We start from the raw sequence: 26,226 nt of genomic DNA on the forward strand, positions 1-26,226 counted from the left end.
AAACGTTTTCGTATATACTGCGCGCAGGTAAATAAGGGGACAGAAATATGACGCTATTAGGCACTGCGCTGCGTCCGGCAGCAACGCGGGTGATGTTATTAGGGGCAGGAGAATTGGGAAAAGAGGTGGCGATTGAATGCCAACGCCTGGGGATCGAGGTTATCGCCGTCGATCGCTATCCTGATGCTCCCGCCATGCATGTGGCTCACCGTTCACACGTCATTAATATGCTGGACGGCGAGGCGCTACGTCATGTGATTACAGTGGAAAAACCGCATTATATCGTGCCGGAAATAGAAGCGATCGCCACCGATACGCTGCGTGAACTGGAGGGCGAAGGACTGAATGTCGTGCCTTGCGCTCGTGCAACGCAGCTCACGATGAACCGCGAAGGGATCCGTCGCCTGGCCGCAGAAGAATTAGGTCTGCCGACATCGACGTATCGCTTTGCCGACAGTGAGGCCAGTTTTCATGATGCGGTAGCCGCAGTGGGTTTTCCTTGCATCGCCAAACCGGTCATGAGCTCTTCCGGCAAAGGCCAGAGCTTTATCCGCTCGGCCGAACAGCTCGCGCAGGCATGGGAGTATGCTCAACAGGGCGGACGCGCTGGCGCGGGTCGCGTGATTGTGGAAGGCGTGGTTAAATTTGATTTTGAAATTACGTTGCTCACCGTTAGCGCCGTCGATGGCGTGCATTTCTGCGCGCCGGTCGGTCATCGTCAGCAAGATGGTGACTATCGCGAATCCTGGCAGCCACAGCAGATGAGCGAACTGGCGCTGAAGCGGGCGCAAGAGATTGCCCGTCATGTGGTACTGGCGTTAGGCGGTCATGGCCTGTTCGGCGTTGAACTCTTCGTCTGTGGCGATGAAGTCATTTTCAGCGAAGTATCCCCTCGCCCGCACGATACCGGAATGGTCACGTTGATTTCTCAGGATCTCTCTGAGTTTGCGCTGCATGTGCGCGCCTTTCTGGGAATGCCCGTAGGCGCTATTCGCCAGTATGGTCCCGCTGCCTCGGCCGTGATTCTGCCGCAGCTTACCAGTCGAAATGTGACGTTTGATAATGTACACGCGGCGGTAGGAGCCGGAGTGCAGGTACGGCTGTTTGGTAAGCCTGAGATCGACGGCAGCCGTCGTCTTGGTGTAACGTTAGCGACAGGTGAAAACGTTGAAGAAGCGGTGATAAGAGCGAAAAAGGCCGCCAGCCGCGTGACGGTAAAAGGCTAATGCGCCATCGCCTGATGGCGACGTTAGCGCATTTTTATCAGACCTGCCTGATCGCCACTCGTAAGCCCGATAAGCAAGCGCCATCGGGCATTTAACGGCTTACTGCTTTGCGCCTTCTACCGCTTCGCGCGCCAGTTTGGTGATGCGATCGTAATCACCCGCTTCCAGCGCGTCGGCCGGCACCAGCCAGGAACCGCCGATGCACAACACGCTTTTCAGCGCCAGATAGTCACGATAGTTTGCCGGAGAGATGCCGCCGGTTGGGCAGAAACGTACCTGAGAGAACGGGCCGGCAATCGCCTGCAACGCTTTAGTGCCGCCATTCGCTTCCGCCGGGAAGAATTTGAACTCTTTCAGACCATAGTCCATGCCCAACATCAGTTCAGAAACGGTGCTAATACCGGGAATCAATGGGATAGTGCCTGCCGTCGCGGCTTTCAGCAGTGGCTCAGTCAGTCCCGGGCTAATCGCAAACTGCGCGCCCGCTTCCGTCACCTCCGCCAACTGCTGCGGATTGAGAACGGTTCCGGCGCCGACAATCGCTTCCGGCACGTCTTTAGCGATAGCGCGAATAGCATCCATCGCGCAGGCCGTACGTAAAGTCACTTCCAGAACGCGAACGCCCCCGGCCACCAGCGCTTTAGCCATCGGCACCGCGTGCTCCAGTTTATTGACTACAATGACCGGGACAACCGGGCCGGTGGTCAGGATTGCTTCTGCACTTGTTTTCCAGTTTTTCATCGGAATTCTTCTCTCGCCTGATTACTAGTGTGTCATCTTAAAAAGTGATACAGGTTGCGCCCTGCTCCGCACCCGACAGCTTTTCGCGCAGCGCGCCAAACAACTCACGCCCCGTTCCGACGCGCGACGCGCTCAGGTCCGGAATATGAGGCTGACGAGCGGCAAGTTCCGCCTCGTCGACCAGCAGAGTTAACTCACCTGTCTGCCCATTCACGCGAATGATGTCGCCATCGCGCACTTTTGCCAGTAAGCCGCCATCGTAGGCTTCCGGCGTTACGTGGATAGCTGAAGGCACTTTACCCGAAGCGCCTGAAAGTCGTCCATCAGTAACTAACGCGATTTTGAAACGGCGGTCCAATAATACACCAAGTGGCGGCATGAGTTTATGTAATTCTGGCATTCCATTCGCTTTTGGTCCCTGATGACGCACGACAACGACACAATCCCGATCAAGCAGACCCGCGTCAAACGCAGGCAGCACATCATGCTGACTTTCAAATACCATGGCAGGCGCTTCAATGATCTGGTTTTCAACCGGTACCGCAGACGTCTTCATTACTGCGCGCCCCAGATTACCGCTTAGCACCTTAGTACCGCCGTGAGGAGAGAACGGCTTATCAAAAGAGGCAATGACATCGTTATCCAGTGACCTTTCCGCGCCTTCACGCCAGTCCAGCTCGCCGTTGTTGAGCCAGGGCTCCAGCGTATAGCGTTTCAGGCCGAAGCCTGCGACAGTATTAACGTCTTCGTGCAGCAATCCGGCATTGAGCAGCTCACGCATCAATACCGGTACGCCGCCCGCCGCCTGGAAGTGGTTAATGTCCGCCGGACCGTTCGGGTACAGACGCGCCATCAACGGAACCACTTCCGACAAATCCGAGAAGTCATCCCAGTTGATCAGAATGCCCGCCGCGCGCGCCATTGCAACCAGATGCATGGTGTGGTTGGTGGAACCGCCGGTAGCCAGCAGCGCGACAATGCCGTTCACCACGACTTTTTCGTCGATCATTTTACCGAGCGGCATCCACGTATTGCCGTTGCCGGTAAGACGTGTTACCTGACGTGCGGCAGCGGCAGTCAATGCCTCGCGCAGCGGCGCATCCGGATGCACAAACGAAGAACCCGGCAACTGCATTCCCATAAACTCCACCACCATCTGGTTGGTGTTGGCGGTGCCGTAAAATGTACAGGTGCCCGGCGCATGGTAAGAGGCGGCTTCCGACTCCAGCAGCGCCATTCTGTCTACTTTTCCTTCCGCATATAACTGACGAATACGGACTTTTTCTTTATTCGGCAGGCCGCTCGCCATCGGGCCTGACGGAACAAAAATCGCGGGTAAATGACCAAAAGAGAGCGCGGCCATCGCCAGCCCCGGAACGATTTTGTCGCATACGCCGAGGAATAACGCGCCGTCAAACATATTGTGAGAGAGGCCTACTGCTGCCGACATCGCTATCACTTCGCGGCTGAGTAATGACAACTCCATGCCATCCTGCCCTTGCGTAACGCCATCGCACATTGCCGGTACGCCGCCTGCGACCTGACCTACCGCATTAACGGAATGCAGGGCCTGACGAATAATCTGCGGATAATGTTCATACGGTTGATGCGCAGAGAGCATGTCATTGTAGGAGGTAATAATGGCGATATTATTGCGCAACATACTTTTCAGCGAGGCTTTGTCCTCTGGCTGACAGGCGGCGAAGCCATGCGCCAGGTTGCCGCAGGCCAGTTGAGATCGGTGGACCGTGGCGGTTTTCGCCTGCTCAATGCGGGCAAGATAGGCTTTTCGGGTCTGCTGCGAGCGTTCGACAATGCGCTGTGTTACGCGTAACAAATTAGGATTCATAGAGGCTCCTGAAATTTATCTGTCCGGCTACCGGGTTTACCATGCGTTTCATCAATGTGGAAAGACAGTGAAATACATGATGTCCGGGGATAATGGGGCAAAATCGTTTCAGGCAGTGTAATAAAAAAAGCCTCGCAGGTGAATCCACACGAGGCTTAAAAGTGCAAAAATGATTCTACAATCTGTGTTAGATCATGTTACCGGTAAAATACCACCTAAGAGTGAGTGGCAAATTTACTCAAACTCATTCCACGAACGACCGTCACGGGTAATCATCGCCACGGACGCTACCGGTCCCCAGGTGCCCGCCTGATACGGCTTCGGCGCGTCGTTGTCCATCGCCCATGCTTCGGTAATGGAGTCCACCCACTTCCAGGCTTCTTCCACTTCGTCACGGCGGACAAACAGCGCCTGAATGCCACGCATCGTTTCCAGCAGCAGGCGCTCATATGCATCCGCCAGGTGCGTCTGATTAAAGGTCTCGGAGTAGCTCAGATCAAGCTTCGTGATCTGCAGATTATGCTTATGATCCAGCCCCGGTACTTTGTTAAGCACCTGAATATCTACGCCTTCATCCGGCTGCAGGCGAATCGTCAATTTGTTCTGCGGCAGGTCTTGCCAGGACTCTTTAAAGAGATTCAGTTCAGGCGTCTTGAAATAAACCACGACTTCAGAGCACTTGGTTGGCAGACGCTTGCCGGTGCGCAGATAGAATGGCACGCCCGCCCAACGCCAGTTATCGATGTCGACGCGGATCGCGACGAAAGTTTCGGTGTTGCTGCTTTTATTCGCGCCCTCTTCTTCCAGATAGCCCGGCACCTTTTGACCCTGCGCAAAGCCCGCGGTGTATTGACCACGAACCGTTTTTTCACGCACGTTGGAGCGATCAATACGGCGCAACGATTTCAACACTTTGACTTTTTCATCGCGAATACTGTCGGCGCTCAGGTCAGACGGCGGTGACATGGCAATCATGCAGAGAATTTGCAGCAAGTGGTTCTGGATCATATCGCGCATCTGACCGGCCTGGTCAAAATATCCCCAGCGCCCTTCAATCCCCACCTCTTCCGCTACGGTAATCTCAACGTGATCGATAGTGCGGTTATCCCAGTTATTAACGAATAACGAGTTGGCAAAACGCAGCGCCAGCAGGTTGAGAACCGTTTCTTTACCCAGATAGTGGTCGATACGATATACCTGGCACTCTTCAAAGTATTCGCCGACCCGATCGTTAATCTCACGCGAGGTCGCCAGCGAAGTACCCAACGGTTTTTCCATCACGACGCGCGCCGGTTTGGCGTTGAGTTTAGCCTCCCCTAACCCTTTGCAAATAGCGCCAAACGTGCTGGGCGGCATCGCAAAATAGTTAATGGTGGTACGGTTTTTTTGATCCAGCATATCGCCCAGGCGACTGAACGCAGGCGTATCGTTAACGTCAAGATTACAAAAATCCAGACGGCCGCTCAGCGTATCCCACAAGCCTTCATCAATTTTTTCCTTCATGAAGGTTTCCAGCGCCTCACGCACGACGTGGGTATAAGCTTCTTTATCCCAGTCCGCGCGCCCCACCCCAATGATCCGGGTATCCGGATGGATCTGGCCGGCTTTCTCAAGCTGATACAGGGAAGGCAGCAGTTTCCGGCGCGCCAGGTCGCCTTTCGCGCCGAAAATGACCAGGTCACATGCCTGGGCTGTTTGCGTTACCGCCATGTCATTCTCCTCAGTTAATCTCCTGGTACTTTAGCCAGGATATCGTTGTAATTTTATTACACAGCACTGTACTGCTTTTACGAGATTACGGAAACCGTAAACGCCTTTTCATAGGTGAACCGGCGTTTGATTGGCAATATAATCGGCAAAACGCCTAATAAAATTGTCGCTTTTCCACACAAGCTGGAACTTAAAATCCGACGTCGGTCATGTAATGAAAAAAAACGACACCTTTTTTAGCCATTTTGCCCCCTTTGACAGCCGCCAGGAGTAATATCTAACAAAACGCGCTCGGTTTCGCGCATCATTGAAATCGCTAATACCCATGAGCCTTGCTAATCATGAATATGCTGGAAAAAGTCCAGTCTCAACTGGAACATTTAAGCAAATCTGAACGAAAAGTCGCCGATGTTATTCTGGCCGCCCCAGGCAGATCGATTCACTTAAGCATTGCCATGCTGGCCCAGGAAGCTAACGTTAGCGAGCCAACGGTGAACCGTTTCTGTCGCAGCATGAATACCCGCGGCTTTCCTGATTTTAAACTGCATCTGGCGCAAAGTCTGGCAAATGGCACCCCCTATGTTAATCGCAATGTGGATGAAGATGACAGCGTTGAGGCCTATACAGGAAAAATCTTCGAGTCCGCCATGGCCAGTCTCGACCATGTTCGTCAGTCGCTGGATAAATCGGCCGTCAACCGCGCCGTCGATTTACTGACCCAGGCAAAAAAAATCGCCTTTTTTGGTCTTGGTTCCTCCGCCGCGGTCGCGCATGACGCCATGAATAAGTTTTTTCGCTTCAATGTGCCGGTGATTTACTCCGACGATATCGTGCTGCAACGGATGAGCTGTATGAATTGTAACGATGATGACGTCGTCGTGCTCATTTCGCATACTGGCAGAACCAAGAGCCTGGTGGAACTGGCGCAGTTGGCGCGGGAAAACGATGCGATGGTGATCGCCCTGACCTCCGCTGGAACGCCGCTGGCGCGCGAAGCCACGCTGGCCATTACCCTCGACGTACCGGAAGATACAGACATTTATATGCCCATGGTCTCTCGACTTGCTCAGCTGACCGTGATAGATGTGCTGGCAACGGGATTTACTTTGCGTCGCGGGGCGAAATTCAGAGATAACTTGAAGCGTGTCAAGGAAGCGCTCAAGGAATCGCGTTTTGATAAAGAATTACTCATCAGGAGTGATGACCGCTAAAAGCAATAACAATGTTCTACCCTTTTCGTCATCCGGGGACGTTCATTTTATACCGTTAAGGTTTCAGAACGACCGGATCAATGTTCACGCAACACCAAGTTGTTTTAGTCAACGGAGTATTACATGTCCAGAAGGCTTCGCAGAACCAAAATCGTTACCACGTTAGGCCCGGCAACTGACCGCGATAACAACCTTGAGAAGGTTATCGCCGCGGGCGCAAACGTAGTACGTATGAACTTCTCTCACGGCTCGCCGGAAGATCATAAAATGCGTGCTGATAAAGTCCGTGAGATTGCCGCCAAATTGGGGCGTCATGTGGCTATTTTAGGCGACCTGCAAGGGCCAAAAATTCGCGTTTCCACTTTTAAAGAAGGCAAAGTGTTCCTCAATATCGGGGACAAATTTCTGTTAGACGCTAACCTGGGTAAAGGCGAAGGCGACAAAGAAAAAGTCGGCATTGATTACAAAGGGTTGCCGGCAGACGTCGTTCCTGGCGATATCCTGCTGCTTGACGATGGTCGAGTGCAGTTGAAAGTGCTTGAAGTCCAGGGCATGAAAGTCTTTACCGAGGTCACCGTCGGCGGCCCGCTGTCTAACAATAAAGGCATTAACAAGCTCGGCGGCGGGCTTTCTGCTGAAGCGCTGACCGAAAAAGACAAAGCCGATATTCAAACTGCTGCGCTGATAGGCGTTGACTATCTGGCTGTCTCCTTCCCGCGCTGCGGCGAAGATCTGAACTATGCACGCCGCCTGGCGCGCGACGCTGGCTGCGACGCGAAAATTGTGGCTAAAGTCGAACGCGCCGAAGCGGTATGCGACCAAAACGCCATGGATGATATCATTCTGGCCTCTGACGTTGTGATGGTCGCACGTGGCGACCTGGGCGTTGAAATCGGCGATCCGGAGCTGGTTGGTATCCAGAAGGCGCTGATTCGCCGTGCGCGTCAGCTAAACCGCGCAGTCATCACCGCAACGCAGATGATGGAGTCGATGATCACCAACCCGATGCCGACCCGTGCGGAAGTGATGGACGTGGCGAACGCCGTCCTGGATGGCACGGATGCAGTTATGCTGTCTGCCGAAACCGCAGCCGGTCAGTATCCTTCTGAAACCGTTGCCGCAATGGCGCGCGTCTGCCTGGGCGCAGAAAAAATCCCCAGCATCAATGTGTCTAAACACCGTCTCGACGTGCAGTTCGACAACGTTGAAGAAGCCATTGCCATGTCTGCGATGTATGCGGCAAACCATCTGAAAGGTGTTACCGCGATCATCACCATGACGGAATCCGGTCGTACCGCGCTAATGACTTCCCGTATCAGCTCCGGCCTGCCGATTTTCGCCATGTCGCGCCATGAACGCACGCTGAACCTGACCGCGCTCTACCGCGGAGTAACGCCGGTGCATTTTGATAGCGCGGCTGATGGCGTTGTCGCGGCGCATGAAGCTGTTAATCTGCTGCGCGATAAAGGGTATCTGGTTTCCGGCGACCTGGTTATCGTGACTCAGGGCGATGTCATGAGCACCGTCGGCTCAACCAATACCACGCGTATTTTGACCGTTGAGTAAAACTCCTCCAGGCCTGTTCATCAGGTAGTACAGGGTTTGTCAGCATAAAGCCTCTCTTACGAGAGGCTTTATTTATTTGATGGGATAAAGATCTTTACGCTTATACGGCTGAATCTCGCCTGGCTTGCGGGTTTTGAGCAGCTTCAGGATCCAGGTGTACTGTTCCGGATGCGGGCCGACAAAAATTTCGACCTCTTCGTTCATCCGTCTGGCGATTGTGTGATCGTCAGCCGTGAGCAGATCGTCCATTGGCGGGCGAATCTGGATAGTCAGGCGATGCGTTTTACCATTATACACCGGGAAAAGCGGTATCACGCGTGCGCGGCACACTTTCATCAGCCGACCAATCGCAGGCAGCGTCGCTTTGTATGTCGCAAAGAAATCAACGAATTCACTATGCTCCGGGCCATGATCCTGGTCCGGCAGGTAGTAACCCCAGTAGCCCTGACGAACAGACTGAATAAAGGGTTTAATCCCGTCATTACGCGCATGCAAACGTCCGCCGAAACGCCGACGCACTGTGTTCCAGATATAGTCAAAAACCGGATTACCCTGATTATGAAACATCGCCGCCATTTTTTGCCCCTGAGAGGCCATCAGCATGGCCGGAATGTCGACGCCCCAGCCATGCGGTACGAGAAAAATGACTTTTTCGTCGTTACGACGCATCTCCTCAATGATTTCCAGACCTTCCCAGTCAACACGCTGTTGGATTTTTTTCGGACCGCGCATCGCCAACTCAGCCATCATCGCCATTGCCTGCGGCGCGGTGGCGAACATCTCATCGACAATCGCTTCGCGCTCAGCTTCGCTACGCTGCGGAAAGCACAACGACAGATTAATTAGCGCCCGGCGACGAGAACTCTTCCCCAGCCGTCCGGCAAAACGCCCCAGCGTCGCCAGCAAAGGGTCGCGGAATGATGCCGGTGTTAATGCGATCCCCGCCATTGCCGCCGCGCCCAACCAGGCGCCCCAATACTGCGGATAGCGAAAGGATTTTTCGAACTCAGGGATATACTCACTATTATTTTTTTTGGTTTCCATGCTTTTCCAGGGTCTGCTGACGCGAAAAGGAATTGTGAATAGTGTAGCGACGTCTGCGTCTCACACAAAACAAAAAAGCCGGCACACATCGCGTACCGGCTCTGTCAGCGCATTTGTTAATCGAAGCGCAGTTGTGGCAGAACCTCTTTCACCTGTGCCAGGTATTCACGACGATCTGACCCCGTCAGACCTTCCGTGCGCGGCAATTTTGCTGTTAGAGGGTTAACGGCTTGCTGGTTGATCCATACCTCATAATGCAGATGCGGCCCTGTGGAGCGCCCGGTGTTACCAGAAAGCGCAATACGATCGCCACGTTTCACTTTTTGCCCCGGTTTCACCAGCAGCTTACGCAAGTGCATATAACGTGTGGTGTAGGTGCGTCCATGACGAATCGCAATGTAGTAACCGGCAGCGCCGCTACGTTTAGCGACCACGACCTCGCCATCCCCCACCGACAGCACCGGCGTACCCTGCGGCATCGCAAAGTCAACGCCACGATGCGGCGCAACGCGTCCGGTAACCGGGTTCAGACGGCGCGGATTGAAGTTGGAGGAGATGCGGAACTGTTTGGCAGTCGGGAAGCGTAAAAAGCCTTTCGCCAGGCCAACCCCGTTACGGTCATAGAATTTACCGTCAGCGGCGCGAATGGCGTAGTAATCTTTACCATCGGAACGCATCCGCACGCCCAACAACTGACTCTGTTCACGCTTGCCATCCAGCATCTCGCGCGACATCAGAACCGAAAATTCATCGCCCTTTTTCAGCTTGCGAAAATCCATCTGCCACTGCATGGCTTTTATCACTGCGCTGATTTCGCTGCTGGTTAAACCGGCCTCTTTCGCGCTGGCGACAAAGCTCCCCCCTACCGTGCCTTTCAGCAGACTGTTGACCCAGTCCCCCTGCTGCATTTCACTGCTCATTTTAAAACCGTTGGCAGTGCGATCGTAGGTACGCGTTTCACGGCGGGAGACTTCCCATGTCAGACGCTGTAAATCGCCATCGGCGGTCAGTGTCCAGGAAAGCTGTTGGCCAATTTTCAGATTGCGCAGCTCCTTATCAGAAGCGGCAAGTCGGCTAATATCGCTCATATCGATGCCGTACTGATTCAGAATGCTGCTTAACGTATCGCCTGTGGAGACGACGTATTCATGGACGCCGACTTCGCCTGCGGTTTTATCGTCCAGCTCATCCTGAGGAATAGCTTCATCTTCCTGCGCGGCCTGATCAATGGGTTCGCTGGCCTCCGGTAAGAGGGAACGAGTCTCGCTTTTCTCCAGTTCAATAGTTTTAACGATTGGCGCGGATTCTGGGTGGTAAACATAGGGCCGCCATACGGCGACGGCCAGTGTCAGAACGGTAAGTGACCCCAGCATAACGCGGTGGGGTCGGGGCAGATTATTAAATGCCAGGGCGACAGAGCGGGCTATCTGTTGCACGTATTCACTTCCTCGTTAATCTCCTTTCAGGCAGCTCGCATACTGGTTGGCTAATTGGCTTAAAAACGCTGAATAGCTTGTTTTACCCAGTTTAATGTTCGTCCCGAGGGGGTCCAGTGTTCCCATTCGAACGGATGTCCCTCTCGCCACGGCTTCCACGACCGCTGGCCTGAATTGTGGCTCAGCAAAAACGCAGGTTGCTTTTTGCTCAACCAACTGTGTTCTTATTTCATGTAAACGCTGCGCGCCAGGTTGTATCTCAGGGTTCACGGTAAAGTGACCGAGTGGGGTGAGTCCGTAGTGTTTTTCGTAGTAACCGTAGGCGTCATGAAAAACGAAATACCCTTTCCCCTTGAGCGGCGCGAGCTCGTTACCGACCTGTTTATCGGTTGCGGCTAATTGTGCCTCAAAATCCTTCAGGTTGGCGTCGAGTTTGGCTCGACTTTGCGGCATAAGTTCCACTAATTTTTCATGGATTGCAACCGCTGTAGCCCGCGCTATCTCTGGGGAGAGCCAAAGATGCATGTTATATTCGCCATGATGGTGATGTACGTCACCTTTTTCCTCATCGGCGCCCGTATGCGCATGTTCATCCTCATCATCATCCGCGCCCTTCATGAGTAACGGTTTTACATCGGCAAGTTGTGCAATGGTAACCTGCTTATTATCAGGAATATTCCTGACCGACTTCTCCATAAAGGCTTCCATTTCCGGGCCAACCCAGACGACTAAGTCCGCGCCCTGTAAGCGTTTTACGTCTGATGGACGCAATGAATAATCATGCTCGGATGCCCCATCCGGAAGTAATACTTGCGTATCCGTAACGCCATCAGCAATGGCGGAAGCGATAAACCCAAGCGGTTTAAGCGAAGCGACAACGGCGGCGTCGGCAGCCTGGGTTGCACTCCCCCAAAGCGCGGCGGATAATGCTGCGAAAAGAAGCGTATTTTTCTGTAACATAATGCGACTAATCATCGTAATGAATGTGTGAAATGTGATATTATAACATTCTATCACTTCTGCAAGCCTAAAATTAACATGACAAGTTTAGTTTCACTGGAAAACGTCTCGGTCTCATTTGGTCAACGCCGCGTCCTCTCTGACGTGTCGCTTGAATTGAGCCCCGGAAAAATTTTAACGCTTCTCGGCCCTAACGGCGCGGGGAAGTCAACGCTTGTACGCGTGGTTTTAGGACTGGTAGCCCCTGATGAAGGGGTGATCAAGCGCAACGGGCAACTCCGTATCGGCTATGTCCCGCAAAAGCTCTATCTCGATACCACGCTTCCGCTGACGGTAAACCGATTTTTACGTTTACGTCCCGGCACGCAAAAAACGGATATTCTCCCGGCGCTTAAACGCGTTCAGGCCGGACATTTGATTGACGCGCCCATGCAAAAACTCTCCGGCGGTGAGACACAGCGCGTACTGCTGGCGCGTGCTCTGCTTAACAGGCCGCAGTTGCTGGTACTTGATGAGCCGACGCAAGGCGTGGATGTCAACGGCCAGGTCGCGTTATACGACCTTATCGATCAGCTGCGCCGTGAACTCGATTGCGCCGTGCTGATGGTGTCGCATGACCTACATCTGGTCATGGCAAAGACGGATGAAGTGTTATGTCTGAACCATCATATTTGCTGTTCCGGCGCGCCGGAAGTGGTGTCTATGCATCCGGAATTTATCTCTATGTTTGGCCCGCGAGGCGCGGAGCAATTAGGGATTTATCGCCATCATCATAATCATCGCCACGATTTACAGGGTCGTATTGTACTGCGCCGGGGAAATGGTCACTCATGATTGAATTATTACTGCCCGGCTGGCTGGCCGGGATGATGCTGGCCTGCGCCGCTGGTCCTTTGGGCTCATTTGTGGTCTGGCGTCGGATGTCCTATTTTGGCGATACGCTGGCTCACGCGTCGCTTCTGGGCGTGGCTTTTGGCCTGTTGCTGGACGTTAATCCCTTTTATGCGGTAATCGCCGTTACGCTGCTGCTGGCCGCCGGTCTGGTATGGCTGGAGAAACGCCCTCACCTCGCGATTGATACCTTACTGGGCATTATGGCGCACAGCGCCTTATCTTTAGGACTGGTCGTGGTCAGCCTGATGTCCAACGTCCGCGTTGATTTAATGGCTTATCTGTTTGGCGATTTGCTGGCCGTCACGCCGGAAGATCTTATCTCGATCGCTATTGGGGTCGTTATTGTGCTGGCCATTCTCTTCTGGCAGTGGCGCAACTTGCTGTCAATGACTATCAGTCCGGATCTTGCCTTTGTCGATGGCGTGAAGTTACAGCGCGTGAAGCTGCTATTGATGCTGGTAACGGCGTTAACTATTGGCGTGGCGATGAAGTTTGTCGGAGCGCTGATCATTACGTCGCTGCTGATTATCCCCGCTGCAACCGCGCGTCGCTTTGCCCGTACGCCGGAGCAGATGGCGGGCGTCGCCGTTGGTGTAGGTATGATAGCGGTTACAGGTGGACTGACCTTCTCAGCCTTTTATGATACCCCGGCAGGGCCATCCGTAGTGCTGTGTGCCGCGCTGCTGTTTATCTTCAGTATGATGAAAAAGCAGGCAAACTAAGCGTGTGTTGCCCGGTGGCGCTGCGCTTACCGGGTCTACAAAATCGCCCAGGTCTGATGAGCGCAGCGACTTCAGGCGCTAAGGCATCTCTGGCGGCGTGATCCCGAAATGGTTCCAGGCGCGCACCGTTGCCATACGCCCACGCGGCGTGCGCTGCAAAAAGCCTTGCTGAATCAGATACGGCTCCAGCACATCCTCAATGGTTTCACGCTCTTCGCCAATCGCCGCCGCCAGGTTATCCAGGCCGACCGGTCCACCGAAGAATTTATCAATAACCGCCAGCAGCAGCTTGCGATCCATATAGTCAAACCCTTCCGCATCGACGTTCAGCATATCCAGCGCCTGCGCGGCAATTTCCGCTGAAATAGCCCCGTCATGCTTCACCTCGGCGAAATCACGCACACGTCTGAGCAGGCGGTTGGCTATACGCGGCGTACCGCGCGCCCGACGCGCCACTTCCAGCGCGCCGTCATCGCTCATCTCAAGCCCCATGTGCCTTGCGCTGCGCCCGACGATGTGCTGCAGATCGGGCACCTGGTAGAACTCCAGGCGCTGCACAATACCAAAACGGTCGCGTAGCGGGGACGTTAACGACCCGGCGCGCGTCGTCGCGCCAATGAGCGTAAACGGCGGCAGATCGATTTTAATTGAACGTGCAGCAGGCCCTTCGCCAATCATAATATCCAACTGGTAATCTTCCATCGCCGGATAGAGTACCTCTTCCACCACCGGTGAAAGCCGGTGAATCTCATCAATAAACAGCACATCATGCGGTTCAAGATTGGTGAGCATAGCCGCCAGATCGCCTGCTTTTTCCAGCACCGGGCCGGACGTGGTTCGGAGATTGACGCCCATTTCATTGGCAACGATATTCGCCAGAGTCGTTTTACCTAACCCTGGCGGGCCGAAAATCAGCAAGTGATCTAGTGCATCGCCACGCAGTTTTGCCGCCTGAATAAAGATCTCCATCTGGGAGCGCACCTGCGGTTGGCCGACATATTCCGCCAAAAACTTCGGGCGAATGGCGCGATCGGCGACGTCTTCTGCGATCGTGGCGCCTGCTGAAATCAGGCGATCTGCTTCTATCATCCTTTACCTCATAACGCGGCGCGTAACGCGTCGCGAATCAGTGTTTCACTGCTTGCATCCGGACGGGCGATCTTGCTTACCATCCGACTGGCTTCTTGCGGTTTATAACCCAGCGCCACCAGCGCAGCAACTGCTTCTTGTTCTGCATCTTCCGAGCCTGGGCTGGTCGGCGATGTCAATACCAGATCGACCGCTGGCGTAAAGAGATCGCCATGTAGCCCTTTAAAGCGGTCTTTCATTTCGACAATCAGCCTTTCGGCGGTTTTCTTGCCGATACCCGGCAGCTTCACCAGTGCGCCAAGCTCTTCGCGCTCAACCGCATTCACAAACTGCTGCGCCGACATGCCGGAGAGAATCGCCAGCGCCAGCTTAGGCCCGACGCCATTCGTTTTAATTAGCTCTTTAAACAGCGTGCGCTCTTGCTTATTGTTGAATCCGTACAACAACTGCGCATCTTCACGCACCACAAAGTGGGTGAAGACGATTGCCTCCTGCCCGGCCTCCGGCAGCTCGTAAAAGCAGGTCATAGGCATATGTACTTCATAGCCTACGCCCCCTGTCTCCAGCAGCACGATCGGGGGTTGTTTTTCGAGAATAATGCCTCTGAGTCTGCCTATCACATGACGCTCCTGCGTAAAGGGCTGAAAAGATAATGCACTATCATAAAAAAAGACTGGATGTTTATCCAGATGAAAAACACGTATCCCGATATTTCTCTACTCCGACAACCCGCGATAGCTAACGACGGGTACGCTCCCCGCTGCGTACAAAATAAGTCGTACACTCATTGACAATTTTTTGCGTCCTACGCGAATAACTTTTTGCCAACATGCCGTGGCACACGTTCGGTAGTCTTCAATAATGAGTATCCTGATAACACTAATACCGGAGCCAGACGCAACCCGATATGGCGAATACAATATCGCAGCCGGGCTTGCAAGCCCCCCGCAATGTAGCGCTTACCGCAACGCCGACTACGATAAAGAGACGATGGACGCCGTGACTATCAATATCAGCCAAACGAAATGTTGCCACTAATAATGTATCCAGTACGAATGCCAACAGCGGAACATCGGGGCCCCAAAAAAACAGACCCGAGCATAGATGTAATAATATTAACTACTAGCGCTGAATTTAATCGCATGTTGTTTTATCTTCGCGCACAACAGATTTTAATTCACCATGACACAATAAATATTGTGCAAACTCATTTTTCATGCCATCGAAATTCACGGCAGGTATCCCTTCTGAATAATTATAATAAATATTCACATACTCTTCGCTACTAAAAAGTGCCTGTCGTTTTGCTGCTAACCCACGGCCTTTTGCTGCAATATACTGGAAGCAGTGGCCGCTGGCGCCACAGCTCCGCCCATCATCAACAATATATATATCGGCAGCGTTAAACAGCTGTTCCAGCCAGCACTGGCGAATCGTTCCGGCCGCACAAACCAAAAATAATGATGCGCTAATCATCCACCCGGATTTTTTTACCGATGTCATAGCCAGGAAAGCCATAAAGCACGCTGCCTGCAGGCACAAAACCAGTTCTTTATTCCCGGCAACCAAATGCCACTGGTTAAATACTAAGGTAATAAAAACTGAACTCAATGTTGCCAACAGTCTGGTCCTGAACCGCCTGACAGGGAGAAGCAAAAATAATAATGAAATCGTCCCTGGCTTTAATAAAAAAACAACAGTATTAGCCTCTGCCATATCAATACTCAAACAATAACAAAAACTAATAAATAGATGAAAGATAATAGCAACAAAAATATAAGAAAAATAAAATACCCAACCTATTCTCATTGGTTTATCATCAACCACGTCATACTCCCTGTCAATATGAGAGATCAGATGATGAGAAATTTACCACCTTAATTCTCCCCCAAATATATTTGCGACATTAATTCCAATAAATGAAATATTCACCATACATATTTCGATGACACTAAGGCTTGTCATTTATCTGGTATAATGCTAACTACCCTATAGAATAAATAAAAGGAATTTATTTCAAATAATGGAATGCAGAGATGAAAAAACATTATTCTGTCCAATATGAAACCGGGGATATCGTCTTTACCTGTATAGGTGCCGCGCTTTTCGGCCAGATATCCACCGCTTCACAGTGCTGGAGCAACCATGTTGGGATTATTATTGGTCATAATGGTGATGACTATCTGGTGGCGGAAAGTCGCGTCCCCCTCTCAACCGTCACCACGCTGTCACTGTTTATACAACGTTCAGCCGGACAACGTTACGCCGTTCGTCGCCTGTGCGGCGGTCTGACGGTCGAACAGAAACTCGCCATCATGGAACAGGTTCCCGCCCGGCTGAATAAGTTTTATCACACGGGGTTTAAATATGAGTCATCGCGCCAGTTCTGCTCGAAATTTGTGTTTGATATCTATAAAGAAGCATTATGTATTCCGGTAGGCGATATTGAGACATTCGAAGAATTACTTCACAGCAATCCTGATGCGAAACTCACCTTCTGGAAGTTCTGGTTTTTAGGTTCAATCCCGTGGGATCGTAAGACGGTGACGCCCGCCAGCCTGTGGCAACATCCCAATTTAGAATTAATTAGCGCCTGTGGAATTGAAACCCCTCAACGCGAGGCTGAGGGAGAATGATTTAGCGCAACCTTCCCCGCGCCAGATTGAGTCGGCTCTCGCTCATTTGCATCGCGTTCTGGCTAACGTGGCAATGCGTAATGGCGATAGCCAGCGCATCCGCGGCATCGGCCTGCGGGTTAGCGGGGAGCTTCAGCAACGTGCGCACCATATGCTGAACCTGGCTTTTCTCCGCGCTACCAATACCGACGACGGTTTGCTTCACCTGACGCGCCGCGTATTCAAACACGGGCAGTTCCTGATTGACCGCGGCGACAATCGCGACGCCGCGCGCCTGTCCCAGCTTGAGGGCTGAATCGGCGTTCTTCGCCATAAACACCTGTTCGATAGCAAAATAGTCCGGCTGGAACTGCGTGATGATTTCCGTCACGCCTGCGTATATGAGCTTCAAACGAGACGGCAAATCATCGACTTTGGTACGAATACATCCGCTGCCCAGATAGGTCAGTTGTCTGCCTACCTGGCGAATAACGCCATAACCGGTAATGCGCGAGCCGGGGTCAATACCGAGAATAATCGACACGCTATACCCCCTGCCCGCCGGCGTTTAACAGCACCATTACAGGGTCGCCGCCACCTCATCAGAGATCTCACCGTTATGGTAGACTTCCTGAACATCGTCACAGTCTTCCAGCATATCGATCAGACGTAGCAGTTTCGGCGCGGTTTCCGCATCCATATCCGCTTTGGTTGACGGGATCATGGACACTTCGGCGCTATCCGCTTTCAGACCCGCCGCTTCCAGCGCGTCACGCACTTTGCCCATCTCTTCCCAGGCAGTGTAAACATCAATCGCGCCATCATCATAGGTCACAACATCTTCCGCACCGGCTTCCAGAGCGGCTTCCATGATGGTGTCTTCATCGCCTTTCTCAAAGGAGATGACCCCTTTCTTACTGAACAGGTACGCCACTGAGCCATCGGTACCCAGATTACCGCCGCACTTGCTAAAAGCATGACGCACTTCCGCTACGGTACGGTTACGGTTGTCACTCAGACACTCAATCATAATGGCCGTGCCGCCAGGACCATAACCTTCATAGATGATGGTTTCCATGTTCGAGTCTTCATCACCACCCACACCGCGAGCGATGGCACGGTTCAGAGTGTCGCGGGTCATGTTGTTGGCCAGCGCTTTATCTACAGCCGCGCGCAGACGCGGGTTGGCATCCGGATCGCCGCCGCCCAATTTAGCTGCCGTTACCAGTTCACGAATAATTTTAGTGAAGATTTTACCGCGCTTGGCATCTTGCGCAGCTTTACGATGTCTGGTGTTGGCCCATTTACTATGACCTGCCATAAATATTTCCTCAAAAAAAGCGCGCCTTTTCAGGCGACGTTAATGACAAACTCTTCAATCGCTTGCCGGTTACTCCAGGACTTGGTAAGCGCCGCCGCGTCAGGCGCATCAAGCCACTGGTACGTCAGATGTTCAGTGAATATCACCTGCCGCTCATGCGGTAACGCAAGGCAGAACCAGAATTCTGTATTGTGCATGACGCCCGGCGCATAGCGATGACGTAAATGTGAAAAAATTTCAAACTCCACCGTACGTTGGCAGTCGATTAAGGTCAGTTGCTCTGCCGCAACATCAATCGTGACCTCCTCTTTGACTTCACGTACGGCGGCCTGCAACGCGGTCTCCCCTTCTTCTATGCTGCCAGTCACTGACTGCCAAAAATCCGGGTCATCGCGTCGCTGCAACATTAGCACCCGTTTCGTATCCTGCGCGAAAATAACCACCAGGACCGAAACGGGGCGCTTGTACACTTTATCCTTCACGCAACCTCGTTGTTGGCTGTTGGGTGACGGATGAGACTCGCCCCTGCGGGCCGCCGCGATATCACGCGAATGATGTCGTGTACATTGTTCATATCAGTTATTCTCGGCTTTCTTTACAACCTGAATCCCCAACTCCGTCAACGCTGCCTGGTTGGCGAAACTCGGCGCTTCGGTCATCAGACACGCGGCGGCGGTCGTTTTCGGGAAGGCGATAACATCACGAATATTATCGGTGCCGGTCAACAGCATGGTCAGACGGTCCAGACCAAACGCCAGGCCCGCATGCGGCGGCGTACCGTATTTCAACGCATCCAACAGGAAGCCGAACTTCTCGCGCTGCTCCTGCTCATTGATACCGAGAATACCAAATACGGTTTGCTGCATTTCACCGTTGTGAATACGCACCGAACCGCCGCCCACTTCATAGCCGTTAATCACCATATCGTAAGCGTTAGCGACGGCTTCTTCCGGCGCAGTTTTCAGTTCAGACGCCGTCATGTCACGCGGGGCGGTGAACGGATGGTGCATCGCGGTCAGATCGCCTTCGCCGTCGTCTTCGAACATCGGGAAGTCAATCACCCACAGCGGCGCCCATTTGTCTTCGTCGGTCAGGCTCAGGTCTTTGCCCAGTTTCAGACGCAGCGCGCCCAGCGCATCGGCAACCACTTTTTTGTTATCTGCACCGAAGAAAATCATATCGCCGTCCTGGGCGCCGGTACGTTCAAGGATAGCCTCGACAATGTCGGCGGTCAGGAACTTGGCCACCGGACTGTTAATCCCGTCCAGACCTTTCGCGCGCTCGTTAACTTTGATATATGCCAGGCCTTTCGCGCCGTAGATCTTAACAAAGTTACCGTAATCGTCGATCTGCTTACGGCTAAGCTGTGCGCCGCCAGGCACACGCAGCGCTGCCACGCGGCCTTTCGGATCGTTAGCCGGGCCCGCGAAGACCGCGAACTCTACCGATTTCAGCAGGTCAGCGACATCTACCAGTTCCATCGGGTTACGCAGGTCTGGCTTGTCGGAACCGTAACGACGTTCCGCTTCGGCAAACGTCATGACCGGGAAATCCCCCAGATCCACGCCTTTCACTTCCAGCCACAAATGGCGCACCAGCGCTTCCATCACTTCGCGCACCTGTGGCGCGGTCATGAAGGAGGTCTCGACGTCGATCTGAGTAAACTCCGGCTGACGGTCAGCACGTAAGTCTTCATCACGGAAGCATTTGACTATCTGATAGTAACGATCGAAACCGGACATCATCAGGAGCTGTTTGAACAGCTGCGGCGACTGCGGCAACGCGTAGAATTTACCTTTGTGCACGCGCGAAGGCACCAGATAGTCGCGCGCGCCTTCCGGCGTGGCTTTGGTCAGCATCGGCGTTTCAATATCAAGGAAACCGTGATCGTCCATAAAACGACGCACCAGGCTGGTAATTTTGGCGCGAGTTTTCAGGCGCTGCGCCATTTCCGGACGACGCAAATCCAGATAGCGGTACTTGAGACGCGCCTCTTCGGTATTAACGTGGTTAGCGTCAAGCGGCAGTGAGTCTGCGCGGTTGATGATAGTGAGAGAGGACGCCAGCACTTCAATTTCGCCGGTCGCCATATCCGCATTGACGTTTTTCGCGTCACGCGCACGCACGGTGCCCGTAACCTGAATGCAGAACTCATTACGCAGTTCAGAGGCCAGCTTTAACGCGTCCGCACGGTCCGGATCGAAGAACACCTGCACAATACCTTCGCGGTCGCGCATATCGATAAAGATCAGGCTGCCAAGATCACGACGACGGTTGACCCAACCACACAGAGTCACCTGCTGCCCCACGTGGGACAGACGTAGCTGTCCGCAATATTCTGTACGCATGAGATATCCCTTAACTTAGCCGCAGGCGGATTGTTGCCTGCCATGCAGGCGACGAAGTCGCAGCTTTAGCTGTATGTCACAACTGGATGAAAAAAGGCGGCTATTATACTGGAAATTCTGCCGCACGATAAGAGTCAATCCAGCATGGGAGCGATAACTTGCCCGTTTCATGCGGGATCGACGCCTGGTTCATACTGACTGTACCCGGCTTTTTCACGCGGGTATTGCGTATGCTCACAAAAATTAACAATATTTGTCGCCGCTTTCCCCTTTAATCGCGCTTAAGGTGTAGTGAAATCCGCTATTTTTAGGAGAGTGATTATCATGCTGAAACTCAACGCGACCACAACCGCCCTGGTGGTTATTGATTTACAGGAAGGAATTCTTCCGTTTGCCGGCGGCCCGTATACGGCAAATGAGGTGGTCGCCCGCGCCGCGCGGCTGGCGGAAAAGTGTCGCGCCAACGGCTCGCCCGTGGTTATGGTACGCGTCGGATGGTCTGATGATTATGCCGAAGCGTTAAAACAGCCGGTGGATGCCGCAACGCCTGCGCACGCGTTGCCGGAAAACTGGTGGACCTGGCCTACGGCATTGGGTAAAAAGGACAGCGATCTGGTAGTGACTAAACGCCAGTGGGGCGCGTTTTACGGCACCGACCTGGAATTACAGCTTCGCCGCCGGAGTATCGACACCATCATATTGTGCGGGATCTCAACCAATATCGGCGTCGAATCCACAGCGCGTAACGCCTGGGAGTTGGGATTTAACCTTATTATTGCCGAAGATGCCTGTAGCGCCGCCAGCAGTGAGCAGCATCAGAGCAGTATGACGCATATTTTCCCGCGCATTGGCCGGGTACGCAGCGTAGAGGATATTTTAAACGCCTTATGATCTACATTGGCCTGCCGCAATGGTCGCACCCGAAATGGGCGCGGCTCGGCATCACCAGTCTGGAAGAGTATGCCCGCCACTTTAACTGCGTGGAGGGCAACACCACGCTTTACGCGCTGCCGAAAGCGGAAATTGTCGATCGTTGGTATGCGCAAACTACGGACGATTTCCGTTTTTGCTTTAAATTTCCCGCCACCATTTCTCACCAGGCCGCGCTGCGTCATTGCGACGATCTGGTACAGGCGTTTTTTACCCGCCTGGCGCCGCTGGAAACGCGTATTGGCCAATACTGGCTGCAGTTGCCCGCCGCCTTTGGACCGCGCGATCTCCCCGCCTTATGGCAGTTTCTTGATGCGCTCCCCGCCACGTTTACCTATGGCGTAGAAGTTCGTCATCCGTGTTTTTTTGACAAAGGTGAGGATGAACAGCGGCTCAATCGCGGGTTACACGCGCGCGGCGTAAACCGCGTGATCCTGGATAGTCGTCCGGTACATGCCGCCCATCCCCACAGCGAGGCCGTCCGCGACGCGCAGCGAAAAAAACCCAAAGTCCCGGTACATGCGGTCGTGACGGCCAGCCATCCGATGGTGCGTTTTATCGGTAGCGATAATATGGTGCAAAACCGTGAGTTTTTCGCCGCCTGGTTGCAGAAACTCCCACAGTGGCGGCAGACCACCACGCCTTTTCTGTTTTTACATACTCCGGATATCGCGCAGGCGCCGGAACTGGTGAATACGCTTTGGCATGATTTGCGTAGCGTCTTACCGGAAATCGGCACTGCTCCGTCCATTCCACAGCAATCTTCTCTTTTCTGAAAATGCCCCCTATCATAGACAGTGCCATCAGCCATTTTAAAAGGGAGTTTGTATGGTAAGCGCGCTGTATGCCGTTTTGGGTGCGTTATTATTAATGAAGTTCTCTTTTAATGTCGTTCGCTTGCGAATGCAGTACCGTGTCGCCTATGGCGACGGCGGTTTTAGCGAATTGCAAAGCGCCATCCGTATTCATGGCAACGCGGTGGAATATATTCCTGTCGCGCTGGTGCTGCTGCTGTTTATGGAAATGAACGGCGCCGAAACGTGGATGGTGCATATCTGCGGCATCATTTTAATCGCCGGTCGGCTGATGCATTATTACGGTTTTCACCACCGCCTGTTCCGCTGGCGGCGGGCGGGGATGAGCGCGACCTGGTGCGCATTGTTGCTGATGGTGCTGGCAAACCTGTGGTATATGCCCTGGGAGTTGGTTTTCTCCCTGTATTAGCGCACAATATGCGCCTTTATTTTTCCCGGATGTATACGTTATGTCTCACCGCGACACGCTTTTTTCTGCGCCTATCGCCCGTCTCGGCGACTGGACTTTTGATGAACGAGTAGCCGAAGTTTTCCCCGACATGATTCAGCGTTCGGTACCAGGCTACTCTAACATCATCTCCATGATCGGCATGTTAGCTGAACGCTTTGTGCAGCCGAACACGCAGGTCTACGATCTGGGCTGCTCGCTGGGCGCCGCGACGCTGTCTGTTCGGCGTAATATCCGCCATGAGCATTGTCGCATTATCGCCGTCGATAACTCCCCGGCCATGATAGAACGCTGCCGCCGCCATATTGATGCATATAAAGCGCCAACGCCGGTTGAAGTTGTTGAAGGCGATATCCGCGATATCACTATTGAAAACGCCTCGATGGTGGTGCTGAATTTTACCCTGCAATTCCTTGAACCTGCCGAACGCCAGGCATTGCTGGATAAGATTTACCAGGGGTTGAATCCCGGCGGCGCGCTGGTACTGTCGGAAAAATTTAGCTTTGAAGACGCGAAAGTGGGCGAGCTGTTATTCAACATGCACCACGATTTTAAACGCGCTAATGGGTACAGCGAACTGGAGATCAGCCAGAAGCGCAGTATGCTGGAAAACGTGATGCTCACCGACTCGGTGGAAACACATAAAGCGCGCCTGCGTCAGGCGGGTTTCGAACACAGTGAACTGTGGTTCCAGTGCTTTAATTTCGGGTCGCTTGTCGCGTTAAAAGCCGGAGTTGCCGCATGATCGAGTTTGGTAACTTTTATCAGCTCATTGCTAAAAATCATCTCTCCCACTGGCTGGAAACATTGCCCGCGCAGATTGCCGCCTGGCAACGCGAGCAGCAGCATGGCTTGTTTAAACAGTGGTCGAACGCGGTAGAATTTTTACCGGAAATTACGCCCTGGCGGCTGGATTTACTGCACAGTGTCACGGCGGAAAGCGAAACGCCGCTCAGCGAAGGTCAGCTAAAGCGTATTGATACATTGCTGCGTAATCTGATGCCGTGGCGTAAAGGCCCGTTCTCGCTTTATGGCGTAGATATTGATACCGAATGGCGCTCCGACTGGAAGTGGGATCGCGTACTGCCGCATCTGTCAGATTTAACCGGCCGGACGATCCTTGATGTCGGCTGCGGCAGCGGCTATCACCTGTGGCGGATGATTGGCGCGGGCGCACATCTGGCGGTCGGCATCGATCCTACGCAGCTTTTCCTCTGCCAGTTTGAGGCGGTGCGTAAACTGTTGGGTAACGATCAGCGCGCGCATCTGCTGCCGTTAGGCATTGAACAACTCCCGGCGCTGAAAGCATTTGATACCGTCTTCTCGATGGGGGTGCTTTATCACCGTCGCTCGCCGCTGGAGCATCTGTGGCAGTTAAAAGATCAGTTGGTCAACGAGGGTGAACTGGTACTGGAAACGCTGGTCGTCGACGGCGACGAAAATACCGTTTTGGTGCCGGGTGACCGCTACGCGCAGATGCGTAACGTCTATTTTATTCCTTCCGCGCCGGCATTAAAAAAATGGCTGGAAAAATGCGGCTTTATTGACGTGCGTATCGCCGATGTCTGCGTCACTACCACCGAAGAGCAACGCCGTACCGAATGGATGGTTACCGAGTCGCTGGCCGATTTCCTTGACCCGAACGATCGCAGCAAGACGGTGGAAGGCTATCCCGCCCCGCAGCGCGCGGTGCTGATTGCGCGTAAACCGTGATGGATTGCCGAATGACCGTTACGTATAGCACCGTTTCTCCAAAATAGTTCAAGTTGCAGCAAGGCGGCAACGCAGCAAATCCCCGGGAACGTAGGTAGCTACGTGACCGGGGTGCGCGAGGCGGCCAACGCTGCTGCGGCTTGAAATATGAAGGAGAAAAAAAGGCCCCTGTTGAATTGGCAGGGGCCTGGTACGAGCAAGCATCATATTGGGCGACATGATGCAACGGTAAAAATCATTTGGCCTGATGGCGAACAATGATTCCTTTCATTTCAGCGACCGCCGCACCCTCTACCCTATAGCGAGAATACTCGTCCGCCTGTATATCGGCAGACATCGATAACCCCTGATTGCGATAGCGCATCGGCGAAGGCAGTAAGACTCCGGCGGAACTGTGTACTTCCCGTACTCCGGCATCGAGGAAATTCTGCAGGTTATTTGCACGAACCCCCGCACCAGCCATAATGATTGGAGCATCCCCCTGGGCAATAAGTTCCATAATTATTGATAAACCTTGCGCCGCATCGGCTTTTTGCCCGGAAGTCAGTACTCTTGATACGCCTGCGTCAGCCAGATTCTTTAGCGCATTGAAGGGATTAGCGCACATATCGAAGGCGCGGTGGAATGTCACTGCCAGCGGTCCGGCCGCCGCCATTATTTTTTCCATTCGCGACATATCGACATCCCCATCAACGGTCAACACGCCAGTAACCAGCCCGGGAAACCCCAACTCTCTGACGAGGCGGATATCTTCCAGCATGGCGGCAAATTCGCCGTCAGTGTAGTAAAAATCCCCGCCACGAGGACGAATAATCGGATGTACGGGAATCGTAATATGCTCGCGCACGCTGCGTAAGACGCCCAGCGAAGGCGTAAGCCCGCCTTCTTTCGGCGCGGCGCACAGTTCGATACGATCCGCGCCGTTTCGCTGCGCGGTGAGCGCGCATTCCATGCTGTAACAACAGATCTCAAGTAACGCCATATTCACTCCGCTCGGCAGGTTAATGGGCCGCCTGTTCGCTGGCGACAATTGCTTCAATCGACCATGGATGAAATTTTACCGTGACGCGGCCATCGGTCACGGCCAGCGTAGGGTTTGGCAAACGTTCATGCTCGCCCTGTGGCGAACTGGTTTTAACCACGATCCCCGGCTGACTAAGCCCCTCATCCGACAACAACGCCAGCGCCCTCGCGTTCAAGGTCTCCGGCTCGCCGGGCAGCACGATTTCAATATGCTCCCACCCTTCGTGTGGATAGCGTTTTTCTCCCGGCCACGGTAATTCAATAACAGAAAACCGCCAGTGTTCCACACATACCGGTTCATGCAGTTTAAACAGACAAATCGGCCTGCCGTTGATGATATTTTCCGATAGTAGCTCGCCGCATTGTTCAAAACCGCGACGCCAACGCTCCGCCGTCGTATTCTGGTGACAGCGCAATGAAATGTGATCGGCCTCAAGGGCGCTAATCTGCAGACCAAGGCGAGTGGAAAGTTCTCTGAACGCCAGAGTGAATCGCGGTAAATCTGCGGAAATATCATGCAGTTCATCAATGTGTTGCCAGTTCGCCATATCAGGACGCTCTTCTT

General features: G+C 53.3%; 26 protein-coding genes. 11 read left to right on the forward strand and 15 right to left on the reverse strand.

The features are described from left to right. Window positions 1-47 precede the first annotated feature (47 nt). Window positions 48-1,226, forward strand: a complete 1,179-nt coding sequence (gene purT / locus ACLJZ5_RS03200) for a formate-dependent phosphoribosylglycinamide formyltransferase (RefSeq protein ID WP_024798013.1) — start codon at window positions 48-50, stop codon at window positions 1,224-1,226. 99 nt (window positions 1,227-1,325) lie between these two features. On the opposite strand, the gene kdgA is transcribed toward purT, so the two are convergent. The 3 genes from kdgA to zwf form a co-directional block, all read right to left on the reverse strand. Beyond that, the gene (gene kdgA / locus ACLJZ5_RS03205; protein WP_000800494.1) at window positions 1,326-1,967 is read right to left on the reverse strand and encodes a bifunctional 4-hydroxy-2-oxoglutarate aldolase/2-dehydro-3-deoxy-phosphogluconate aldolase; all 642 of its coding nucleotides are present in this window, start codon (window positions 1,965-1,967) and stop codon (window positions 1,326-1,328) included. A 37-nt stretch (window positions 1,968-2,004) separates the two neighbouring features. Then, on the reverse strand, window positions 2,005-3,816 hold the full coding sequence (gene edd / locus ACLJZ5_RS03210) for a phosphogluconate dehydratase (RefSeq protein WP_001069124.1): 1,812 nt from the start codon (window positions 3,814-3,816) through the stop codon (window positions 2,005-2,007). 234 nt (window positions 3,817-4,050) lie between these two features. After that, window positions 4,051-5,526: a glucose-6-phosphate dehydrogenase gene (gene zwf / locus ACLJZ5_RS03215; protein WP_000301711.1), complete on the reverse strand. Its 1,476-nt coding sequence runs from the start codon at window positions 5,524-5,526 to the stop codon at window positions 4,051-4,053. 341 nt (window positions 5,527-5,867) lie between these two features. On the opposite strand from zwf, the gene ACLJZ5_RS03220 reads away from it, so the two are divergent. Further along, complete coding sequence (locus ACLJZ5_RS03220) at window positions 5,868-6,737, forward strand: MurR/RpiR family transcriptional regulator (protein ID WP_001056719.1); 870 nt, start codon at window positions 5,868-5,870, stop codon at window positions 6,735-6,737. 123 nt (window positions 6,738-6,860) lie between these two features. Next, window positions 6,861-8,303, forward strand: coding sequence for a pyruvate kinase (pyk, locus tag ACLJZ5_RS03225; RefSeq protein WP_000091156.1), 1,443 nt, complete (start codon window positions 6,861-6,863; stop codon window positions 8,301-8,303). A 72-nt stretch (window positions 8,304-8,375) separates the two neighbouring features. Here pyk and lpxM read toward each other — a convergent pair whose 3' ends face one another. The 3 genes from lpxM to znuA all read right to left on the reverse strand — a co-directional run bounded on the left by lpxM (window position 8,376) and on the right by znuA (window position 11,743). Next, window positions 8,376-9,347 (reverse strand): lauroyl-Kdo(2)-lipid IV(A) myristoyltransferase, encoded by a 972-nt coding sequence (gene lpxM / locus ACLJZ5_RS03230; RefSeq protein ID WP_000448401.1) that lies wholly within the window; start codon window positions 9,345-9,347, stop codon window positions 8,376-8,378. Window positions 9,348-9,463: 116 nt separating this feature from the next. Then, the gene (gene mepM / locus ACLJZ5_RS03235; RefSeq protein ID WP_001184030.1) at window positions 9,464-10,783 is read right to left on the reverse strand and encodes a murein DD-endopeptidase MepM; all 1,320 of its coding nucleotides are present in this window, start codon (window positions 10,781-10,783) and stop codon (window positions 9,464-9,466) included. Window positions 10,784-10,798: 15 nt separating this feature from the next. After that, window positions 10,799-11,743, reverse strand: a complete 945-nt coding sequence (gene znuA, locus ACLJZ5_RS03240; RefSeq protein ID WP_000939597.1) for a zinc ABC transporter substrate-binding protein ZnuA — start codon at window positions 11,741-11,743, stop codon at window positions 10,799-10,801. Window positions 11,744-11,821: 78 nt separating this feature from the next. Here znuA and znuC point away from each other — a divergent pair, with 78 nt between their 5' ends. Continuing rightward, window positions 11,822-12,577: a zinc ABC transporter ATP-binding protein ZnuC gene (gene znuC / locus ACLJZ5_RS03245; protein ID WP_000203023.1), complete on the forward strand. Its 756-nt coding sequence runs from the start codon at window positions 11,822-11,824 to the stop codon at window positions 12,575-12,577. Further along, window positions 12,574-13,359, forward strand: a complete 786-nt coding sequence (znuB, locus tag ACLJZ5_RS03250) for a zinc ABC transporter permease subunit ZnuB (protein ID WP_000571507.1) — start codon at window positions 12,574-12,576, stop codon at window positions 13,357-13,359. The genes znuC and znuB overlap by 4 nt, the downstream gene beginning before the upstream one ends. 78 nt (window positions 13,360-13,437) lie before the next feature. Here znuB and ruvB read toward each other — a convergent pair whose 3' ends face one another. From ruvB to ACLJZ5_RS03265, 3 genes are all read right to left on the reverse strand, one after another. Then, the gene (gene ruvB / locus ACLJZ5_RS03255) at window positions 13,438-14,448 is read right to left on the reverse strand and encodes a Holliday junction branch migration DNA helicase RuvB (RefSeq protein WP_000568502.1); all 1,011 of its coding nucleotides are present in this window, start codon (window positions 14,446-14,448) and stop codon (window positions 13,438-13,440) included. 8 nt (window positions 14,449-14,456) lie between these two features. Beyond that, a complete protein-coding gene (gene ruvA / locus ACLJZ5_RS03260; protein WP_024798014.1) occupies window positions 14,457-15,068 on the reverse strand; it encodes a Holliday junction branch migration protein RuvA in 612 nt (203 codons plus the stop codon). A gap of 514 nt (window positions 15,069-15,582) precedes the next feature. Next, entirely contained in the window at window positions 15,583-16,275 is a 693-nt protein-coding gene (locus ACLJZ5_RS03265) for a hypothetical protein (protein WP_024797681.1), read from the reverse strand. 209 nt (window positions 16,276-16,484) lie between these two features. Between ACLJZ5_RS03265 and ACLJZ5_RS03270 the strand changes: the two genes are divergently transcribed. After that, entirely contained in the window at window positions 16,485-17,084 is a 600-nt protein-coding gene (locus tag ACLJZ5_RS03270; RefSeq protein WP_023262947.1) for a YebB family permuted papain-like enzyme, read from the forward strand. A 1-nt stretch (window position 17,085) separates the two neighbouring features. Here ACLJZ5_RS03270 and ruvC read toward each other — a convergent pair whose 3' ends face one another. From ruvC to aspS, 4 genes are all read right to left on the reverse strand, one after another. Continuing rightward, entirely contained in the window at window positions 17,086-17,607 is a 522-nt protein-coding gene (gene ruvC, locus ACLJZ5_RS03275; protein ID WP_000022509.1) for a crossover junction endodeoxyribonuclease RuvC, read from the reverse strand. 36 nt (window positions 17,608-17,643) lie between these two features. After that, a complete protein-coding gene (locus ACLJZ5_RS03280; protein WP_000907242.1) occupies window positions 17,644-18,384 on the reverse strand; it encodes a YebC/PmpR family DNA-binding transcriptional regulator in 741 nt (246 codons plus the stop codon). A gap of 29 nt (window positions 18,385-18,413) precedes the next feature. Further along, window positions 18,414-18,866: a dihydroneopterin triphosphate diphosphatase gene (nudB, locus tag ACLJZ5_RS03285; RefSeq protein WP_000653693.1), complete on the reverse strand. Its 453-nt coding sequence runs from the start codon at window positions 18,864-18,866 to the stop codon at window positions 18,414-18,416. Between the two features lie 93 nt (window positions 18,867-18,959). Beyond that, complete coding sequence (gene aspS, locus ACLJZ5_RS03290) at window positions 18,960-20,732, reverse strand: aspartate--tRNA ligase (RefSeq protein ID WP_024797680.1); 1,773 nt, start codon at window positions 20,730-20,732, stop codon at window positions 18,960-18,962. Window positions 20,733-21,056: 324 nt separating this feature from the next. Between aspS and ACLJZ5_RS03295 the strand changes: the two genes are divergently transcribed. From ACLJZ5_RS03295 to cmoB, 5 genes are read left to right on the forward strand one after another with little or no spacing between them, the layout of a single operon-like run. After that, window positions 21,057-21,623: a hydrolase gene (locus ACLJZ5_RS03295; RefSeq protein ID WP_024797679.1), complete on the forward strand. Its 567-nt coding sequence runs from the start codon at window positions 21,057-21,059 to the stop codon at window positions 21,621-21,623. Next, complete coding sequence (locus ACLJZ5_RS03300; RefSeq protein ID WP_024797678.1) at window positions 21,620-22,438, forward strand: DUF72 domain-containing protein; 819 nt, start codon at window positions 21,620-21,622, stop codon at window positions 22,436-22,438. The genes ACLJZ5_RS03295 and ACLJZ5_RS03300 overlap by 4 nt, the downstream gene beginning before the upstream one ends. Before the next feature lie 52 nt (window positions 22,439-22,490). Continuing rightward, complete coding sequence (locus ACLJZ5_RS03305; RefSeq protein ID WP_000252975.1) at window positions 22,491-22,886, forward strand: MAPEG family protein; 396 nt, start codon at window positions 22,491-22,493, stop codon at window positions 22,884-22,886. A gap of 40 nt (window positions 22,887-22,926) precedes the next feature. Next, entirely contained in the window at window positions 22,927-23,670 is a 744-nt protein-coding gene (cmoA, locus tag ACLJZ5_RS03310; protein WP_000019613.1) for a carboxy-S-adenosyl-L-methionine synthase CmoA, read from the forward strand. Beyond that, window positions 23,667-24,638: a tRNA 5-methoxyuridine(34)/uridine 5-oxyacetic acid(34) synthase CmoB gene (gene cmoB / locus ACLJZ5_RS03315; RefSeq protein ID WP_000569026.1), complete on the forward strand. Its 972-nt coding sequence runs from the start codon at window positions 23,667-23,669 to the stop codon at window positions 24,636-24,638. The genes cmoA and cmoB overlap by 4 nt, the downstream gene beginning before the upstream one ends. Before the next feature lie 235 nt (window positions 24,639-24,873). On the opposite strand, the gene cutC is transcribed toward cmoB, so the two are convergent. Both cutC and ACLJZ5_RS03325 read right to left on the reverse strand, forming a co-directional pair. Beyond that, window positions 24,874-25,620 carry a copper homeostasis protein CutC gene (gene cutC, locus ACLJZ5_RS03320; protein ID WP_001185781.1) on the reverse strand — a complete coding sequence of 249 codons (747 nt, stop codon included), beginning with the start codon at window positions 25,618-25,620 and terminating at the stop codon, window positions 24,874-24,876. A 19-nt stretch (window positions 25,621-25,639) separates the two neighbouring features. Further along, window positions 25,640-26,209, reverse strand: coding sequence for a VOC family protein (locus ACLJZ5_RS03325; protein WP_000024796.1), 570 nt, complete (start codon window positions 26,207-26,209; stop codon window positions 25,640-25,642). Window positions 26,210-26,226: the final 17 nt, after the last annotated feature.

This window comes from Salmonella sp. 5800 (genome assembly GCF_046558195.1).
Classification (GTDB): domain Bacteria; phylum Pseudomonadota; class Gammaproteobacteria; order Enterobacterales; family Enterobacteriaceae; genus Salmonella; species Salmonella enterica.

Bases quoted from the DNA above. Each gene is read 5' to 3' on its own strand.
- zwf (WP_000301711.1), bottom strand. From the start codon at position 5,526: ATGGCGGTAACGCAAACAGCCCAGGCATGTGACCTGGTCATTTTCGGC.
- znuB (WP_000571507.1), top strand. From the start codon at position 12,574: ATGATTGAATTATTACTGCCCGGCTGGCTGGCCGGGATGATGCTGGCC.
- ACLJZ5_RS03305 (WP_000252975.1), top strand. From the start codon at position 22,491: ATGGTAAGCGCGCTGTATGCCGTTTTGGGTGCGTTATTATTAATGAAG.
- ACLJZ5_RS03325 (WP_000024796.1), bottom strand. From the start codon at position 26,209: ATGGCGAACTGGCAACACATTGATGAACTGCATGATATTTCCGCAGAT.
- cutC (WP_001185781.1), bottom strand. From the start codon at position 25,620: ATGGCGTTACTTGAGATCTGTTGTTACAGCATGGAATGCGCGCTCACC.
- kdgA (WP_000800494.1), bottom strand. From the start codon at position 1,967: ATGAAAAACTGGAAAACAAGTGCAGAAGCAATCCTGACCACCGGCCCG.
- ACLJZ5_RS03270 (WP_023262947.1), top strand. From the start codon at position 16,485: ATGAAAAAACATTATTCTGTCCAATATGAAACCGGGGATATCGTCTTT.
- znuC (WP_000203023.1), top strand. From the start codon at position 11,822: ATGACAAGTTTAGTTTCACTGGAAAACGTCTCGGTCTCATTTGGTCAA.
- ruvB (WP_000568502.1), bottom strand. From the start codon at position 14,448: ATGATAGAAGCAGATCGCCTGATTTCAGCAGGCGCCACGATCGCAGAA.
- cmoB (WP_000569026.1), top strand. From the start codon at position 23,667: ATGATCGAGTTTGGTAACTTTTATCAGCTCATTGCTAAAAATCATCTC.
- aspS (WP_024797680.1), bottom strand. From the start codon at position 20,732: ATGCGTACAGAATATTGCGGACAGCTACGTCTGTCCCACGTGGGGCAG.
- ACLJZ5_RS03220 (WP_001056719.1), top strand. From the start codon at position 5,868: ATGAATATGCTGGAAAAAGTCCAGTCTCAACTGGAACATTTAAGCAAA.
- pyk (WP_000091156.1), top strand. From the start codon at position 6,861: ATGTCCAGAAGGCTTCGCAGAACCAAAATCGTTACCACGTTAGGCCCG.
- ACLJZ5_RS03280 (WP_000907242.1), bottom strand. From the start codon at position 18,384: ATGGCAGGTCATAGTAAATGGGCCAACACCAGACATCGTAAAGCTGCG.
- ACLJZ5_RS03295 (WP_024797679.1), top strand. From the start codon at position 21,057: ATGCTGAAACTCAACGCGACCACAACCGCCCTGGTGGTTATTGATTTA.
- purT (WP_024798013.1), top strand. From the start codon at position 48: ATGACGCTATTAGGCACTGCGCTGCGTCCGGCAGCAACGCGGGTGATG.
- edd (WP_001069124.1), bottom strand. From the start codon at position 3,816: ATGAATCCTAATTTGTTACGCGTAACACAGCGCATTGTCGAACGCTCG.
- lpxM (WP_000448401.1), bottom strand. From the start codon at position 9,347: ATGGAAACCAAAAAAAATAATAGTGAGTATATCCCTGAGTTCGAAAAA.
- znuA (WP_000939597.1), bottom strand. From the start codon at position 11,743: ATGTTACAGAAAAATACGCTTCTTTTCGCAGCATTATCCGCCGCGCTT.
- ACLJZ5_RS03300 (WP_024797678.1), top strand. From the start codon at position 21,620: ATGATCTACATTGGCCTGCCGCAATGGTCGCACCCGAAATGGGCGCGG.
- cmoA (WP_000019613.1), top strand. From the start codon at position 22,927: ATGTCTCACCGCGACACGCTTTTTTCTGCGCCTATCGCCCGTCTCGGC.